This is a genomic window from Caulobacter sp. (genome assembly GCF_035254145.1).
Classification (GTDB): Bacteria; Pseudomonadota; Alphaproteobacteria; order Caulobacterales; family Caulobacteraceae; genus Caulobacter.
The window spans coordinates 1-14,208 of sequence record NZ_DATFAV010000242.1 but is presented as its reverse complement, the minus strand read 5'-3'; the positions used below and the strand labels follow the sequence as shown (position 1 = coordinate 14,208).

The following is a 14,208-nucleotide window of genomic DNA, read 5'->3' as shown; positions in this document are numbered from 1 at the left end:
GCCATGTGGATGAAATGTTCTTGAAATGTTCCGTTCTCGCGAGCATGTTCAGGGCATGGCCGAGGCGACGAACATCAAGGGCGCGGTTCCCCGAGGGCGGGGCGCGCGCTCGAACCGGACGGGGCGTTTCGAGTCGGTCCAGCGCGAGGCGTTCGACGATGGCTGGGGCGAGGAGGAAGAACCTGGGCAGCTGAAGACCGAGCTGCAGCCGATGAAGTCTCGGACAATCATCGCCCGCAACCAGAGTCCGGATGTCGGCTTCGACCGCTCGATCAACCCCTACCGCGGATGCAGTCATGGCTGCATCTACTGCTACGCGCGGCCTAACCACGCCTATCTGGGTCTGTCGCCTGGGCTCGACTTCGAGAGCAAGATCTTCTTCAAGCCGCATGCGGGAGAGCTGCTGGAAAAGGAGTTGGCCAAGGCCAGCTACAAGCCCGCGACGATCCACATCGGCGGCGACACCGATCCTTACCAGCCTGACGAGAAGCAGCTGCGGGTGACGCGACAGGTGATCGAGACGCTGGAGCGCTACAGCCACCCGTTCACGATCATCACCAAGTCGGCCTTGATCCTGCGCGACCTGGACGTACTGAGCGCCATGGCGGCGCGAAAGCTGACCCGGGTGGCGATCTCGATCACGACCCTCGACCGGCGGCTGGCGCGCAGCATGGAACCTCGGGCGGCCACGCCCGGCAAGCGGATCGAGGCTGTGCGACGCCTGACCGAGGCGGGCGTGCCCGTCACCGTCATGTTCGCCCCGGCCATTCCCGGCCTCAACGACCACGAGGTCGAGGCCGTGCTGGAGGCTTCGGCCAAGGCCGGCGCGCGCGGCGCCGGCTATGTCGCCCTGCGGCTGCCGCGCGAGATCGCCCAGCTGTTCGAGGAGTGGCTGGAGAGCGACCATCCCGACCGGGCGCGCAAGGTGATGTCTCTGGTGCGCCAGATCCGCCAGGGCGAGACCTACCGTTCGGGCTGGGGCGAGCGAATGGTCGGGGACGGCCCCGTGGCCGAGGTGCTGCGCCAGCGTTTCCACCTAGCGGTGAAGAAGTTCGGCCTGGACCAGCCGTGGACGCCGCTCGACGCCAGCCAGTTCAAGCGACCGATGCTGGGCGGGGCGCAGATGGACCTGTTCGGTCCTTGACGGAGCCTATTGACCCTTGACCCCGCGCCGCCCTCTGGCGAAGCAGGATCATGATCTCCGTCGTGCTGCTTGCTTCCGAAGACTTGCCGGGCCTGGCCGCCCAGATGGCCATGCTGGTGCCCGCGGCCGTGGATGGTCTGGTCAAGGAGGTGATCCTGGCCGCGGGCGGCGAACCGGGGGACGAGCCGGGTGTCGAAGCCTTGGTCGAGGACAGTGGCGCGCGGCTGGTCCGGGTCGGCGGCGATGCGTCGGCGCGGCTTGCGGCCGGGGCGGCGGCGGCGCGGGGCGACTGGATCCTGACCCTGCGATCCGCGCCGATCCTGCGCGAGGGCTGGCGTGAGCCGGTCGAGAAGCATCTGGCGGGCGGCGGCGGAACGGCGGCGGTTCTTGCCATGCCTGGTGGTCTTCTCGGCAAGTGGTCGCCGCGTCTGCACGGCGTGCTGGTCAGGCGGCTGGACTGGCCGACGACGGGCGGCGACGAGCGCGCGCTGGCGAAGGCGCTGAAGGCGCGGCGGCTGGCCTACTAATCCCTTCCTCCCCGGCGAATGCCGGAGGGGCGGACCGAACGCCCTACGGCAGCCGGCTGACCAGTTCGCCGATCGAGGTGAGCTGCTGGACCTGCGCGTCGAGCCGGAAATCGACCAGACGCGCGCCGCTGGCCACGGCGTCCAGGGTGCGGGTCTCCGCGCCCATCAGCCGCCGATAGGTCCAGTAGCTGGCCATCACCTTCTCGACGTAGTTGCGGGTTTCCTGGGCGGGCAAGCTCTCGATCAGCAGCAGGCTGTCGCAGTCGGCGCCCAGCCGCTGCAGGGTGCGGTTCAGCGTGCCTGGACCGCCGTTATAGGCCGCGACGGCGCGCAGGATGTCGGGGCTCTGCAGACCTCGGTCCATCAGCCAGGTGAAGTAGTCCTGCCCGACGCGGAGGTTGAAGGCCGGATCGAACAGCGGGGTGGTGTCGGCCAGCAGCTTGTCGTCGCCGGCGGCGCGCGCGGCGGCGACCGGCATGACCTGCATCAGGCCCACGGCGCCGGCGTTGGAGACGGCCAGCGGATCGAAGCGGCTCTCCTGGCGCACCAGGGCGTAGACCAGGGCCTTGTCGATCGTGAAGCCGCCGATCGGCTCCAGCGCGGGCAGGGGATAGTCCTCGCCGCCCACGCGCCGGGTGGGCCGGCCGCCGGTCAGGGGCGCATTGGCGTTCAGCGCGAGGGCAAGGGCGTTCCAGTCGCCGCGCAGGCTTTCGGTGTCGGCCAGGGAAAGGCCGACGCGCAGTTCCTGGCCGGCTTCGCGCCACCGGCCGATCTGGGCCAGGGCGGCGGCCCGATGGGCGCGGGGATCGGCCTGCATCAGGCGGTTCAGGGAAGCGATGTCAGGACCCGCATAGGACGCGCGCGTGATCAGGGCGGCGATGGGGTCGTCGGTGTTGTCGGGCGGCGCGACCCCGGCCAAGGTGAGCTGTCGGGCGGCGATCATGCCGTAGAAGGTGTGCGGCGCCTCGGCGGCCTTGAGCAGAAGCTGTTGCGCGCGCGCTTCCTTGCCCAGCTGGCTCGCGGCCCTGGCCGCCCAGAACGCGCCGGCGGCGTGCAGCCATTCGTCCTGGTTGGGGTCTTCGGAGACCTGTTCGAAGAAGCCCTGGGCCCGGGCGGCGTCGCCCAGACGGAAGGCGGCCAGACCGGCGATCCATCGCTCTCCGCTGGCGATGGCCAGGGTCAGGGCGCCGCTGACGTCGCCGGAATAATAGGCCTCGCGCGCGGCGCGGCCCTTGTCGGCGGGCGGAGGGGCGGTCTCGTCGGCGACGAACAGGGTCGGGACCGGCGGCGCGGCGACTCGCTTTCCGGACGGCCGACGCTTGTTGGCCAGGGCGTAGATCCGCTCGGCGCCGGCCTCTTGGCCATATCGCATCAGCCAGCTGGTCAGTTCGTCGTAGCGAGCCGAATAGAGCGTCGGATGCATCAGCTTGGCGAAGGCCAGCCGGCCGGCCAGGCTGTGATCGTGGGTGTTGGCGTAGGCCGCCTCGGCCGCGTCGAAGTCGCCGCGATCGACGGCGGCGAAAGCGGCTCGATACGAGCGGATGTCGTCCTGAGACAGGGGCTCGAGCGCGCCGGCGTGGGCCGCCAAGGCGGTCACGCACAGGAAGAGGGCCGAAAACATGGCCAGAGGGCGAGCCCAAAGCTGCAAAGAAAACATCCGCGCCGCCCCCACAGGCGCGCGTCCCCGTTCCGACTGGTCGGCTAGACTTCTAGTGCGGCCTCTCGGGGCGATCAAGCCGCTCGGTCAGTGTCAAAAGGTCCTGCCAGGCCTTCTTTTTCTGGGCGGGCGTGCGCAGCAGGAAGGCCGGATGCAGGGTCGGCATGGCCGGCAGTTCGGTGGCCTTGTCGTCGGAGAGCCATTCGAACCAGCGGCCGCGCATCGACAGGATGCCTTCGTCGCGCTTCAGCATGGCCTTGGCCGAGGCACCGCCGGCCAGCAGCAGCATCTTCGGCTTCACCAGGGCGATGGCGCGTTCGACGAACGGGGCGCAGACGGCCTGCTCCTGGGGCGTGGGCGTGCGGTTGCCGGGGGGGCGCCAGAAAACGGTGTTGGTGATGAAGACCCGGCCCTCCAGACCAGCGGCCTTCAGCATGCGGTCCAGAAGTTTGCCGGCGCGGCCGACGAAGGGCTGGCCTTGGGCGTCCTCGTCGGCGCCGGGGCCTTCGCCGATGATCATCAAGGGGGCGTCGGCGACGCCGCGGTAGAACACCGCCTGCTTGGCCCCTTGGGTCTTCAAGGGGCAACCGTCGAACGCGGCGATGGCGGCGGCCAGGCTCTCCAGATCTCCGCAAGCCGCAGCCGCGGCCTTGGCGGCCGCGATCGCCGCGCCGACATCGGGAGCGCGCGTCGTCACCAGGCCGGGACGGGCGAGAGGAACGGGCGGCGGCGGTTGGCTCTTGGCGCGCAGCATCGCCGCGCCCTCGGCCAGGCGATCGATCGGCGCGTCGGCGTAAGAGACTTCGACACCAGCGTCGGCCCAGAAGGCCAGCAGGCTTTCGACGGCGCGTTGATCGACGGCGGGGCTCATGTCACCGTCTTAGAACGCGGCGAACAAAAGTGTGAGCGGTTTTGGCGTTCGTCGCCGGCGAATATAGGGTGGAACGCAGGCCTGACGCCGCCTTTACGTTGCGGCGCAGCAAAAAAGCGAAGTCAGGTGCTTGACCGCCACCGCGTCACGTTCGGATAAGCTCTGATTCAAACAGTCATAAGACGGGCCAAGGCGCCCAGCCGGGAGATCCCATGAGCGAAGACCTCGAACGCGAGTCGATGGAGTACGACGTCGTGATCGTCGGCGGCGGTCCCGCCGGGCTCTCGGCCGCGATCCGTCTCAAGCAGATGGCCGCCAAGGCCGGAACCGACATCTCCGTGGCCCTGCTGGAAAAGGGCTCCGAAGTCGGCGCGCATATCCTTTCGGGCGCGGTGATCGACCCCAAGGGCCTGGCCGAGCTGTTCCCCAACTGGAAGGAAGAAGGCGCGCCGCTGGAGACGCCGGTCACCAAGGACCGCTTCAAGCTGCTGGGACCGCAAGGCGAGCTCAGCTTGCCGATGTGGGCCATGCCGCCGTTCATGCACAACCACGGCTGCTACATCGCCTCCCTGGCCAACCTGACCCGTTGGCTGGCCGGCAAGGCCGAGGAACTGGGCGTCGAGATCTATCCAGGCTTCGCCGCCTCGGACCTCGTCTGGAACGCGGACGGTTCGGTCAAGGGCGTGGTCGTCGGTGTCGTCGGCATCGCCAAGGACGGCCATCACAAGCCGGACTACCAGCCGGGCATGGAGCTGCACGGCAAGTACGTGTTCATCGCCGAGGGCGTGCGCGGCTCGCTGGCCAAGCAGCTGATCGCCAAGTTCAACCTCGACGCGGGCAAGTCGCCGCAGAAGTACGGCATCGGCATCAAGGAGCTGTGGCAGGTCTCGCCCGAGAAGCACCAGCCTGGCCTGGCCGAGCACACCACCGGCTGGCCGCTGGACAACAAGACCGGCGGCGGCAGCTTCATGTACCACTTCGGCGACAACTACGTGGCCATCGGCTACGTCGTGCACCTGAACTACAAGAACCCCTGGCTGTCGCCGTTCGACGAGTTCCAGCGCTTCAAGCAGCATCCCACCGTGCGTCCGCACCTGGAGGGCGGCAAGCGCATCGCCTATGGCGCGCGCGCCATCACCGAGGGCGGCTATCAGTCCGTGCCGAAGCTGACTTTCCCGGGCGGGGCGCTGATCGGCTGCTCGGCGGGCTTCGTCAACGTGCCGCGCATCAAGGGCAGCCATAACGCCGTCAAGACCGGCATGCTGGCCGCCGAGGCCGCGTTCGAGGCCGTCCAGGCCGGCCGGGCCAGCGACGAGCTGACCGCCTACCAGGCGTCCTACGAGACGTCGTGGGTGGCCAAGGAGTTGAAGGTCGTCCGCAACGCCAAGCCGCTGCTGGGGAAGTTCGGCACCGCCCTGGGCGGCGCCTTCGGCATGCTGGACATGTGGACCAACCACCTGTTCGGCTTCTCGTTCTTCGGCACGATGAAGCACGACAAGACCGACGCGGCCTCGACGGGCCTGGCCAAGGACTACACGCCGATCGTCTATCCCAAGCCCGATGGCGTGATCAGCTTCGACAAGCTGTCGAGCGTGTTCCTGTCGGCCACCAACCACGAGGAAGACCAACCGGCGCACCTGAAGCTGAAGGATCCGTCGATCCCGATCGCGGTCAACCTGCCCAAGTACGGCGAGCCGGCGCGCCTCTATTGCCCGGCTGGCGTCTACGAGGTGCTCTATAACGAGCAAGGCCAGGACCCGCGCTTCCAGATCAACGCCCAGAACTGCGTCCACTGCAAAACCTGCGACATCAAGGATCCGTCGCAGAATATCGTCTGGACCACGCCGGAAGGCGGCGGCGGTCCGAACTATCCGAACATGTGACGAGGGCGGCCCTCGCGTCTCCAGAGCCTCCCGGTCCCGGCCGGGAGGCTTTTTGTTGCGGACCGTCCCGAAACCTCCGAGGGTGCGGGAATGACGCGTATCAAAGTCCTTCTCGCCTGTGTTTCGGCTTCCGTCCTGGCCGCGTGCGCCGGGACCCCTCGCGAGATCCACATGCGCGGACCGGTCGCGCTGGGCTCGCCGCTGTTCGACACGCGCACGCCCTACGGTCAGTTCCTGGCGGGGCAGGCGGCGCTGAGGGACGGGCAGTCCAAGCAGGCGGCCACCTATTTCGACACCGCGGCGGCGCTGGGCGAGGATCCCGGCGTGCTGGGCGAGCGCTCCTTCACGGCCCTGCTTCTGGCCGGCGACATCACCCGCGCCGCGGCCGCGGCGCCCACCGCCGCCGACACGAATGAGGCCGTCAAGCGGCTGAGCGTGCTGACCCGCGTCGTCGAGGCGATCGCGATCGGCGACGGCAAGGCGGCCCAGGCGCTGCTGAAGACCTCGCCGCCGGGGTTCCCGCACCAGCAGGCCGCGGCCTTGCTGGCCCCTTGGGCGGCCGCCCTGGCCGGCGACAAGGAGGGCGCGGTCGTCCAGCCGACCCTGCGAAACGACAAGCTGGTGCAGTTCTTCGGCCAGCAGGGCCAGGCGCGGCTTCTCGAGCGCGCCAAGCGCTATGACGAGGCCGAGACCGACTACAAGGCCCTGACCGCCAACGCGACGACGGCCAGCATCTTCACCTTGGACTACGGGGCGTTCCTGGAGCGTCGCAAGCGCCATGACGACGCCGTGGCGCTTTACGACGCAGCGCTTCGCGCCGCGCCGAACGATCTGGGTCTTCAGCGCGCCCGCACCCGGGCGGCTTCGAAGGGAGCGCCGCCGGCCGCGCCCACCATCCGCCAAGGCGCGGCCGAGGGGCTGGTGGCCTGCGCGGCGACCTTCGCCGGCGAGCGGCAGATCCAGTTCGCCCAGGCCTATCTGCGCCTGGCCCTGCGGCTTGACCCCAGCCGCGACGAGGCCTGGGTGCTGCTGGGCGACCTGCTGAACCAGAACGAAGATCCCAAGGGCGCGATCGAGGCCTATGGCCGCGTCCCGCCGACCTCGACGCATTATGTCTCGGCCCAGAGCAAGTCTGCCTGGGCTTGGAACGATCTCGGCGACAAGGCCAAGGCGCTCGAGGTGGCCAAGGCCGCCGCCACCGCCGCGCCGAACGACCGTGACGCCCAGGTGGCCTTGGCCGACCTGCTGCGCGCGGGCGGCCAATGGAGCGAGTCGGTGGCGGTGCTGGACCCGATCATCGCCCGCGAGGCCGCCGCGCCCGACTGGCGCCTGCTCTATCTGCGCGCCGTGGCCCTGGAGCAGGCCAGCCGCTGGCCCGAGGCCGAGCGCGACCTGCAGGCGGCGCTGAAGGTCAATCCCGACGAGCCCGAACTGCTGAACTTCCTGGGCTACTCCTGGATCGATCGCGGGGAGCATCTTCCCGAAGCCCTGACCATGGTCCAGAAGGCCGTCGACGCCCGGCCGCAGTCCGGGGCCATGCTCGACTCGCTGGGGTGGGCCTATTTCCGGCTGGGCGACTACAAGGCCGCGGTCGAGAAGCTCGAGGCCGCCGTCGAGCTGGAGCCGGGCGATCCGGACGTGAACGGCCATCTGGGCGACGCCTACTGGAAGGTCGGGCGCAAGACCGAGGCGGCCTTCCAATGGCGGCGCGTGCTGAGCCTGGAGCCCGACGACAAGCAGAAGGCCGACGCCGAGGCCAAGCTGAAGAACGGCTTGGAGCCCGCGGCGGCGGCCAAGTCGACGGTCGCGAACAACTGAGCTATCGGGGCGAGCGTCCCGTCAATCCGAGCCTAGAGATCCATGCGGCTTTCCGCCTTCGCGCCCGCCAAGGTCAATCTGTTCCTGCACGTGGGCGGGCCGGACGCCGAGGGCTATCACCCGATCTCCAGCCTGATGGTTTTCGCCGACGTGGGCGACGCGGTGATGATCCAGCCCAGCGACGCGCCGGCCTTCGAGACCTCCGGGCCGTTCGGCGCGGGCGTTCCGGCGGGCGACGACAATCTGGTCCTCCGCGCCGCGCGAGCGTTCCACGCCAGGCTCGGCGGGCCCGTGCCGCCGTATCGCCTGATCCTGGACAAGCGCCTGCCGATCGCCGCGGGGCTGGGAGGAGGCTCGAGCGACGCCGGCGCGGTTCTCAAGCTCTTGCGCGACGCCTTGGCGCCCCAGTTCACGGACGATGATCTGGAGCCGCTGGCCGCGAGCCTCGGCGCCGATGGCGCCGCCTGCTTGCGGGCCACAGCCTTGATGGCCGAGGGGCGAGGGGAGATCCTGTCGCCGGCGCCGGCCTTGCCGCCTCTGCACGCGGTTCTGGTCAATCCCGGCGTCCCGTCGCCGACGGGGGCGGTCTATCGCGCCTACGACGGGGCCGTGCATCCGGGCGGCGCCGAGCGTCCCTTCATGCCGGCCGAGCTGGAGACCGCCGAGGAGGTGGCTGGCTGGCTGGCCGTCGCCACGCGAAACGATCTCGAAGCGCCCGCCGTGGCGTTGCAGCCCCTGATCGGCGAAGCGCTGGACGTCCTGCGCGACGGCCCAGAAAGTCTTCTCGTCCGGATGTCCGGCTCGGGCGCGACCTGCTTCGCGCTCTGCGCGGGCGACATCGAGGCCGAGGGGCTGGCCGAGCGCGTCGAGGCCATCCGGCCGGACTGGTGGGTGCGGCGCTGCCGCCTGAGCTAGGAGTGGAACGCATGAAGCGTCGTGACATGCTGACCGTCCTGGGCGGCCTGGCCGCCGCGCCGGGCCTGGCGTCGGCCCAGATCCTGAACCTGACCCCCGCGCCGATCGTGCCGGGGCCAGGTGATGTGATGGTGACGCTGGAGACCGGCCTTGGCCCGATCATCATCGCGTTGAAGGTTCGGCAGGCCCCGCTGACCGTCGCCAACTTCCTGCGCTATGTCGATGAGAAGCGCTATGACGGGGCCAGCTTCTGGCGTTCCGCCAAGGCCAACAGTCCGGTGGACTACGGCCTGATCGAGGGTGGGCTACAGGGCGACACGCGCAAGCTGCTTCCGCCAATCGCGCACGAACCCACCAGCCAGACGGGCCTGCGTCACGTCGACGGGACGGTGTCACTGGCCCGCAGGGCGCCTGGCACGGGCGATTCCGATTTCTTCATCTGCGTGGGCGAGGCGCCCTACCTGGACGCCAATCCGGCCGGGGAGGGCGACAATGTCGGCTTCGCGGCGTTCGGGCAGGTGATCAAGGGCATGGAGGTGGTCCACAAGATCCTGAACCTGCCCACGCCGGGCGAGGCGACCAACCCGGTGATGAAGGGCCAGATGCTGGATCCGCCCGTGCCGATCGTCACGGCGCGGCGGGTCTAGGACGTGAAATCCCTCTCTTAGAGAGAGGGATCTTACTCGGCGTCCGCAACGGGTGGGTAGGGCGTCCGAATATCGATCCGTCCTGATCCGCGGACCCTGATCCGCGGACAAAGAGAAAGGGCGCGGAGGTTGCCCTCCGCGCCCCTGAGCTCCCGACGGTGCGCCAGCCTTAGCTGTGGTAGGCGCGTTCGCCGTGTTCCGAGATATCCAGGCCTTCTTCCTCGGCTTCCGGCGAAGCCTTCAGGCCGATGATCAGCTTAATCACGAAGAAGACGATCACCGAAGCGACCAGCGACCAGACGATCGTGACGCCGACGCCCTTCAGTTGGGCCATCACTTGCGTGCCCATGCTGTAGACGGCGTTGTCGCAGGTCGAGATGTCGCCGTCCTTGGCGCAGCTGGTGTAGTCGACGATGCCGGCGCCGCCCCAGGCGGGGTTGACCAGGAAGCCGGTGCCGATGGCGCCGACGATGCCGCCGATGCCGTGGATGCCGAAGGCGTCCAGGCTGTCGTCGTACTTCAGGGCGTTCTTCACGACCGAGCAGAAGAAGATGCAGATCGGCGAGACGACCAGACCCAGGATCACCGAGCCCATCGGACCGGCGAAGCCGGCCGCCGGGGTGACGGCGACGAGGCCGGCGACGATGCCCGAGGCCAGGCCCAGGGCCGACGGCTTACCGCGAGTGGCCCATTCGACGATGATCCACGACAGGCCGGCGGCCGCGGTGGCGACGAAGGTGTTGATCATGGCCAGCGAGGCGTAGCCGTTCGACTCGAGGTTCGAACCAGCGTTGAAGCCGAACCAGCCCACCCACAGCAGGCCAGCGCCGACCAGGGTCAGGGTCAACGAGTGCGGGGGCATCGGCTCCTTGCCGAAGCCTTGGCGCTTGCCGAGGATCAGGGCGCCGACCAGGGCGGCGATACCCGCGTTGATGTGGACGACGGTGCCACCGGCGAAGTCCAGGGCGCCGAAGCCCCAGATCAGGCCCGACTTGATCGGCGCGGTCGGAGCCGTGGCGATCGCGTCGGGACCCGGCCACCACCAGACCATGTGGGCCATCGGATAGTACGACAGCAGCGGCCACAGGACGGCGAAGGCGACGATGGCGGCGAACTTCATGCGCTCGACCAGCGAACCGACCACCAGGGCGGCGGTGATGGCCGCGAAGGTCGACTGGAAGGCGATGAAGGTGAACTCGGGGATCACCACGCCGGTCGAGAAGGTCGCGACGTTGCTGGCGGGGGTCACATCCTTCAGGAACAGCCGGCCGAGGCCGCCGACGAAGGTGTCGAGGCCGCCGCCATCGGTGAAGGCGAAGCTGTAGCCCCACAGAACCCAGGCGACGAAACCGATGATGGCCACGGTCGAGACCTGCATCATGACCGACAGCATGTTCTTGGCGCGCACCAGGCCGCCGTAGAACAGGGCCAGACCCGGCAGGATCATCAGCAGGACCAGCAGCGAGGAGGTCAGCATCCACGCGTTGTCGCCCTTGTCGTTCTTGTCGACGATGGCGGGCGCGGGAGCCTCGGCGGCGGCGGGCGTGGCGGCCGGAGCCGGCGCAGCCTCGGCGGGCGCGGCGGTCGTGGCGGCGGCCGGCGTGGGCGCGACGTCCTGGGCGAAGGCGGTCGCCCCCAGCGGAGCCCCCGCGATGGTCGCGGCGAGCAAGAGCCCGGCCAGCGGTTTAAAGGTGAGTTTCATCGTCGGTATCCCCTTGTTCCCGATTACAGCGCGGCCGAGCCGGTTTCGCCGGTGCGGATGCGGACGGCTTCCTCGACATTGAGGACGAAGATCTTGCCGTCGCCGATCTTGCCGGTGGCGGCGGCGGCCTTGACGGCCTCGATCGCCTTGGCGGCCGACGCATCGTCGACGACCGCTTCCAACTTCACCTTCGGCACGAAGTTCACCTGGTACTCGGCCCCCCGGTAAATCTCGGTCTGGCCCTTCTGGCGGCCGTAGCCCTTCACTTCCGACACCGTCAGACCTTCGACGCCGGCGGCGACGAGCGCTTCGCGCACCTCGTCCAGCTTGAAGGGTTTGACGACCGCTATGATCAGTTTCATCCGCCTTGCTCCGGCCCGCCGCGACGCGGGCTTGTTTGCTTGGTTGCAGGAAGCGAGATCGCCCCCGGTGTGATCACCGCCGACGCCGCACATCATGCGCTGCATCGTTTCCCCGGCCCGGCCACGCTATCGGCGACGGTTCGGTGACGGCGCGCGGCGACAAGGTTTTGGAAAGGAAATAGGCAAGGCGCCTAAATTCTGGGCGAGGCGCATCGCGACTGCGTCATAAAGCGGCGATTTCGCCCGACGGGAGGGCTCTGGTTTGCAGCGGGGCTCTTGTCCTAGGTTGGCGGAATCCCCAGGGGCCAACACCGGAGCTCGCAGACATGCCGCCCATCGTCCTGAAGATCGCGCCGTGGCTGATGCTGGTGGCGTCCAACGTCTTCATGACGTTCGCCTGGTACGGCCACCTGAAGCACAAGAGTCTGGCCCTGCCGGTGGCGATATTGTCCAGCTGGATGATCGCGCTTCCTGAATACATGCTCGCCGTTCCGGCAAATCGCCTTGGAAGCGCCACGTATTCGACGGCCCAGCTCAAGACCGGGCAAGAGGCGATCACCTTGATCGTCTTCACGCTGTTTTCGTATTTCTATCTGGGAGAAGCGATCCGCTGGACGACCTTGGCGGGTTTCGGCCTGATCGTCTGTGGCGCGGCGCTGGTGTTCTTTTCTCGCGGCTAGAAATGGAGATCACGAGGGCGTGATCGCGGAACCGAGTCCGGGGTCCGGGCGTACACCGCTCGAACCGAGAGGAACTCGACCATGAACACCAAGCGCCTCCTGACCGCCGCCGCCGCCATCGCCCTGATGGCTGGCGCCGCCCACGCCCAGACCGCCGCCGCTCCGGCGCCCGCCGCGCAGGCGCCGGCCGCCGCCTCGCCCGTCGTGGCCAAGGGCGACCTGATCGAAACCGCCACGGCCTCGGGCCAGTTCTCGACCTTCCTGAAGGCCGTCTCGGCCGTGAACTTGACCAGCGTCCTGAAGACCAATCAGAACCTGACTCTGTTCGCCCCGACCGACGCGGCCTTCGCGGCGCTGCCGGCCGGCGAGCTGGAAAAGCTGATGCTGCCGGAAAACGGCCCGATGCTGCAGAAGGTGCTGACCTACCACCTGATCAACGCCAAGGTGGACTCCACCAAGATCAAGGGCGCCAAGGGCGAGGTGAAGAGCGTCGAAGGCTCGTCGCTGATGCTGGACGGCAGCGGGACGACGCCGATGGTCGACAACGCCGCCATTGTTCAGGCCGACGTGATGGCCAGCAACGGCGTGCTGCACGTGGTGGATAAGGTCCTGCTGCCCAAGGACGTGCCGGCCCTGCAGGCCGCCGCGGCGTCCACGCCGGCCGCGACGGACGCCGCCGCGACCATGAACGTCGCCGCCAACGAGCAGGTCTCGCCGCCCGCGCCGCCCGAGCAAGCGGGCGCCCAGACCCCGACTACAACGGCCCCGGCCGCGACCAATCCGACCCCCGCGACGCCGGCGACCTCGACCGACATGGCCGCCGATCCGGCCGCTTCGCCCTCGGCCACGGCCGCGCCGGCCGCCGGGGTGAACACCGCCGGGACGGTTCCGGTGTCGTCGCAGTCGCCCGAGGCCCAGGCTTCGCTGAAGGCCGGCGATCCGAACGTCGTCTCCAACGGCCCGGTGGCCGACACACCGGAGAACCGGGCCAAGTACGGCAAGCCGATGTCGAACGCCGGCAAGCGCACCGCGCCCAAGGGAAACTAGTCGCGGACCTGGCCTCAACGGTCAGGACATCGCTTGAAGCACCGGTCGGCGGGCCCTATGGTCCGCCGACTTTTTTCTAGGCCTGCTTCGATTGATGTCGCGCGAAAAACCCAAGTCCTTCCAAAGCCTGATCCTGACGCTCCACGACTATTGGAGCCGGCAGGGTTGCATCATCCTGCAGCCGCATGACGTGGAGGTGGGGGCAGGGACCCTGCACCCGGCCACGGTGTTGCGCGCCCTGGGCCCCAAGCCGTGGAACGCGGCCTATGTGCAGCCCTCGCGCCGTCCGGGCGACGGCCGCTATGGCGAGAACCCCAACCGCCTGCAGCACTACTATCAGTACCAGGTGATCCTGAAGCCGAACCCCGAGAACATGCAGGACCTGTATCTCGGCTCGCTGGAGGCGATCGGCCTGGATCTGCGCACCCACGACATCCGCTTCGTCGAGGACGACTGGGAAAACCCGACCGTCGGCGCCTGGGGCCTGGGCTGGGAAGTCTGGTGCGACGGCATGGAAGTGTCGCAGTACACCTACTTCCAGCAGGTCGGCGGCCTGGACGTCTCGCCGGTGGCCGGCGAGCTGACCTACGGTCTGGAACGCCTAGCCATGTACGTGTTCGGCGTCGACAACGTCTACGACCTGCCGTTCAACGACCCGGATTCGCCACTGGGCGCGACCACCTATGGCGACGTGTTCCTCGAGAACGAACGCCAGCAGTCGGAAGCCAACTTCCATGGCTACGACGTCGCCGTGCTCAAGCAGCAGTTCGAGCAGATGGAAGAGCAGGTGCCGCTGATGCTGGCCCGCTCGTACCAGGGCAAGGCGCTCGTCCTGCCCGCCTACGACATGGTCCTGAAGGCCAGCCACCTCTTCAACCTGATGAACGCCCGCGGCGCGATCGCCGTCGCCGAGCGCGCCAGCTACATCGGCCGCATCCGCGACCTTTGTAAGCTG

Annotated in this window: 13 protein-coding genes; 9 read left to right on the top strand and 4 right to left on the bottom strand. The window is 68.5% G+C overall.

The window, feature by feature from the left end:
* Positions 1-55 precede the first annotated feature (55 nt).
* The gene (locus tag VJ655_RS14915; RefSeq protein WP_324112449.1) at positions 56-1,144 is read left to right on the top strand and encodes a PA0069 family radical SAM protein; all 1,089 of its coding nucleotides are present in this window, start codon (positions 56-58) and stop codon (positions 1,142-1,144) included.
* Between the two features lie 50 nt (positions 1,145-1,194).
* Positions 1,195-1,671 carry a cell wall biosynthesis glycosyltransferase gene (locus VJ655_RS14910; protein ID WP_324112380.1) on the top strand — a complete coding sequence of 159 codons (477 nt, stop codon included), beginning with the start codon at positions 1,195-1,197 and terminating at the stop codon, positions 1,669-1,671.
* 43 nt (positions 1,672-1,714) lie between these two features.
* On the opposite strand, the gene VJ655_RS14905 is transcribed toward VJ655_RS14910, so the two are convergent.
* The gene (locus tag VJ655_RS14905) at positions 1,715-3,328 is read right to left on the bottom strand and encodes a lytic transglycosylase domain-containing protein (protein ID WP_324112379.1); all 1,614 of its coding nucleotides are present in this window, start codon (positions 3,326-3,328) and stop codon (positions 1,715-1,717) included.
* A gap of 52 nt (positions 3,329-3,380) precedes the next feature.
* Positions 3,381-4,199, bottom strand: coding sequence for a uracil-DNA glycosylase (locus VJ655_RS14900; protein WP_324112377.1), 819 nt, complete (start codon positions 4,197-4,199; stop codon positions 3,381-3,383).
* Between the two features lie 212 nt (positions 4,200-4,411).
* Here VJ655_RS14900 and VJ655_RS14895 point away from each other — a divergent pair, with 212 nt between their 5' ends.
* The 4 genes from VJ655_RS14895 to VJ655_RS14880 all read left to right on the top strand — a co-directional run bounded on the left by VJ655_RS14895 (position 4,412) and on the right by VJ655_RS14880 (position 9,462).
* Positions 4,412-6,082 (top strand): electron transfer flavoprotein-ubiquinone oxidoreductase, encoded by a 1,671-nt coding sequence (locus VJ655_RS14895; RefSeq protein ID WP_324112375.1) that lies wholly within the window; start codon positions 4,412-4,414, stop codon positions 6,080-6,082.
* A gap of 90 nt (positions 6,083-6,172) precedes the next feature.
* Positions 6,173-7,900, top strand: coding sequence for a tetratricopeptide repeat protein (locus tag VJ655_RS14890; protein ID WP_324112374.1), 1,728 nt, complete (start codon positions 6,173-6,175; stop codon positions 7,898-7,900).
* A gap of 42 nt (positions 7,901-7,942) precedes the next feature.
* The gene (locus tag VJ655_RS14885) at positions 7,943-8,815 is read left to right on the top strand and encodes a 4-(cytidine 5'-diphospho)-2-C-methyl-D-erythritol kinase (RefSeq protein WP_324112372.1); all 873 of its coding nucleotides are present in this window, start codon (positions 7,943-7,945) and stop codon (positions 8,813-8,815) included.
* Positions 8,816-8,826: 11 nt separating this feature from the next.
* Positions 8,827-9,462 (top strand): peptidylprolyl isomerase, encoded by a 636-nt coding sequence (locus VJ655_RS14880; RefSeq protein ID WP_324112370.1) that lies wholly within the window; start codon positions 8,827-8,829, stop codon positions 9,460-9,462.
* A 169-nt stretch (positions 9,463-9,631) separates the two neighbouring features.
* On the opposite strand, the gene VJ655_RS14875 is transcribed toward VJ655_RS14880, so the two are convergent.
* Complete coding sequence (locus VJ655_RS14875; RefSeq protein ID WP_324112368.1) at positions 9,632-11,164, bottom strand: ammonium transporter; 1,533 nt, start codon at positions 11,162-11,164, stop codon at positions 9,632-9,634.
* A gap of 23 nt (positions 11,165-11,187) precedes the next feature.
* On the bottom strand, positions 11,188-11,526 hold the full coding sequence (locus VJ655_RS14870; protein WP_324112366.1) for a P-II family nitrogen regulator: 339 nt from the start codon (positions 11,524-11,526) through the stop codon (positions 11,188-11,190).
* 326 nt (positions 11,527-11,852) lie between these two features.
* On the opposite strand from VJ655_RS14870, the gene VJ655_RS14865 reads away from it, so the two are divergent.
* The 3 genes from VJ655_RS14865 to VJ655_RS14855 all read left to right on the top strand — a co-directional run.
* On the top strand, positions 11,853-12,206 hold the full coding sequence (locus VJ655_RS14865) for a DMT family protein (protein ID WP_324112364.1): 354 nt from the start codon (positions 11,853-11,855) through the stop codon (positions 12,204-12,206).
* Between the two features lie 81 nt (positions 12,207-12,287).
* Complete coding sequence (locus VJ655_RS14860; protein WP_324112362.1) at positions 12,288-13,253, top strand: fasciclin domain-containing protein; 966 nt, start codon at positions 12,288-12,290, stop codon at positions 13,251-13,253.
* 94 nt (positions 13,254-13,347) lie between these two features.
* Positions 13,348-14,208, top strand: an 861-nt coding sequence (locus VJ655_RS14855) for a glycine--tRNA ligase subunit alpha (RefSeq protein WP_324112360.1), incomplete at its 3' end; no start/stop codon positions are given.

What these genes read in the sequence shown, in the direction of transcription:
- VJ655_RS14915 (WP_324112449.1), top strand. Translation starts at nt 56, where the DNA reads ATGGCCGAGGCGACGAACATCAAGGGCGCGGTTCCCCGAGGGCGGGGC.
- VJ655_RS14860 (WP_324112362.1), top strand. Translation starts at nt 12,288, where the DNA reads ATGAACACCAAGCGCCTCCTGACCGCCGCCGCCGCCATCGCCCTGATG.
- VJ655_RS14890 (WP_324112374.1), top strand. Translation starts at nt 6,173, where the DNA reads ATGACGCGTATCAAAGTCCTTCTCGCCTGTGTTTCGGCTTCCGTCCTG.
- VJ655_RS14880 (WP_324112370.1), top strand. Translation starts at nt 8,827, where the DNA reads ATGAAGCGTCGTGACATGCTGACCGTCCTGGGCGGCCTGGCCGCCGCG.
- VJ655_RS14870 (WP_324112366.1), bottom strand. Translation starts at nt 11,526, where the DNA reads ATGAAACTGATCATAGCGGTCGTCAAACCCTTCAAGCTGGACGAGGTG.
- VJ655_RS14865 (WP_324112364.1), top strand. Translation starts at nt 11,853, where the DNA reads ATGCCGCCCATCGTCCTGAAGATCGCGCCGTGGCTGATGCTGGTGGCG.
- VJ655_RS14905 (WP_324112379.1), bottom strand. Translation starts at nt 3,328, where the DNA reads ATGTTTTCTTTGCAGCTTTGGGCTCGCCCTCTGGCCATGTTTTCGGCC.
- VJ655_RS14895 (WP_324112375.1), top strand. Translation starts at nt 4,412, where the DNA reads ATGAGCGAAGACCTCGAACGCGAGTCGATGGAGTACGACGTCGTGATC.
- VJ655_RS14900 (WP_324112377.1), bottom strand. Translation starts at nt 4,199, where the DNA reads ATGAGCCCCGCCGTCGATCAACGCGCCGTCGAAAGCCTGCTGGCCTTC.
- VJ655_RS14910 (WP_324112380.1), top strand. Translation starts at nt 1,195, where the DNA reads ATGATCTCCGTCGTGCTGCTTGCTTCCGAAGACTTGCCGGGCCTGGCC.
- VJ655_RS14875 (WP_324112368.1), bottom strand. Translation starts at nt 11,164, where the DNA reads ATGAAACTCACCTTTAAACCGCTGGCCGGGCTCTTGCTCGCCGCGACC.
- VJ655_RS14885 (WP_324112372.1), top strand. Translation starts at nt 7,943, where the DNA reads ATGCGGCTTTCCGCCTTCGCGCCCGCCAAGGTCAATCTGTTCCTGCAC.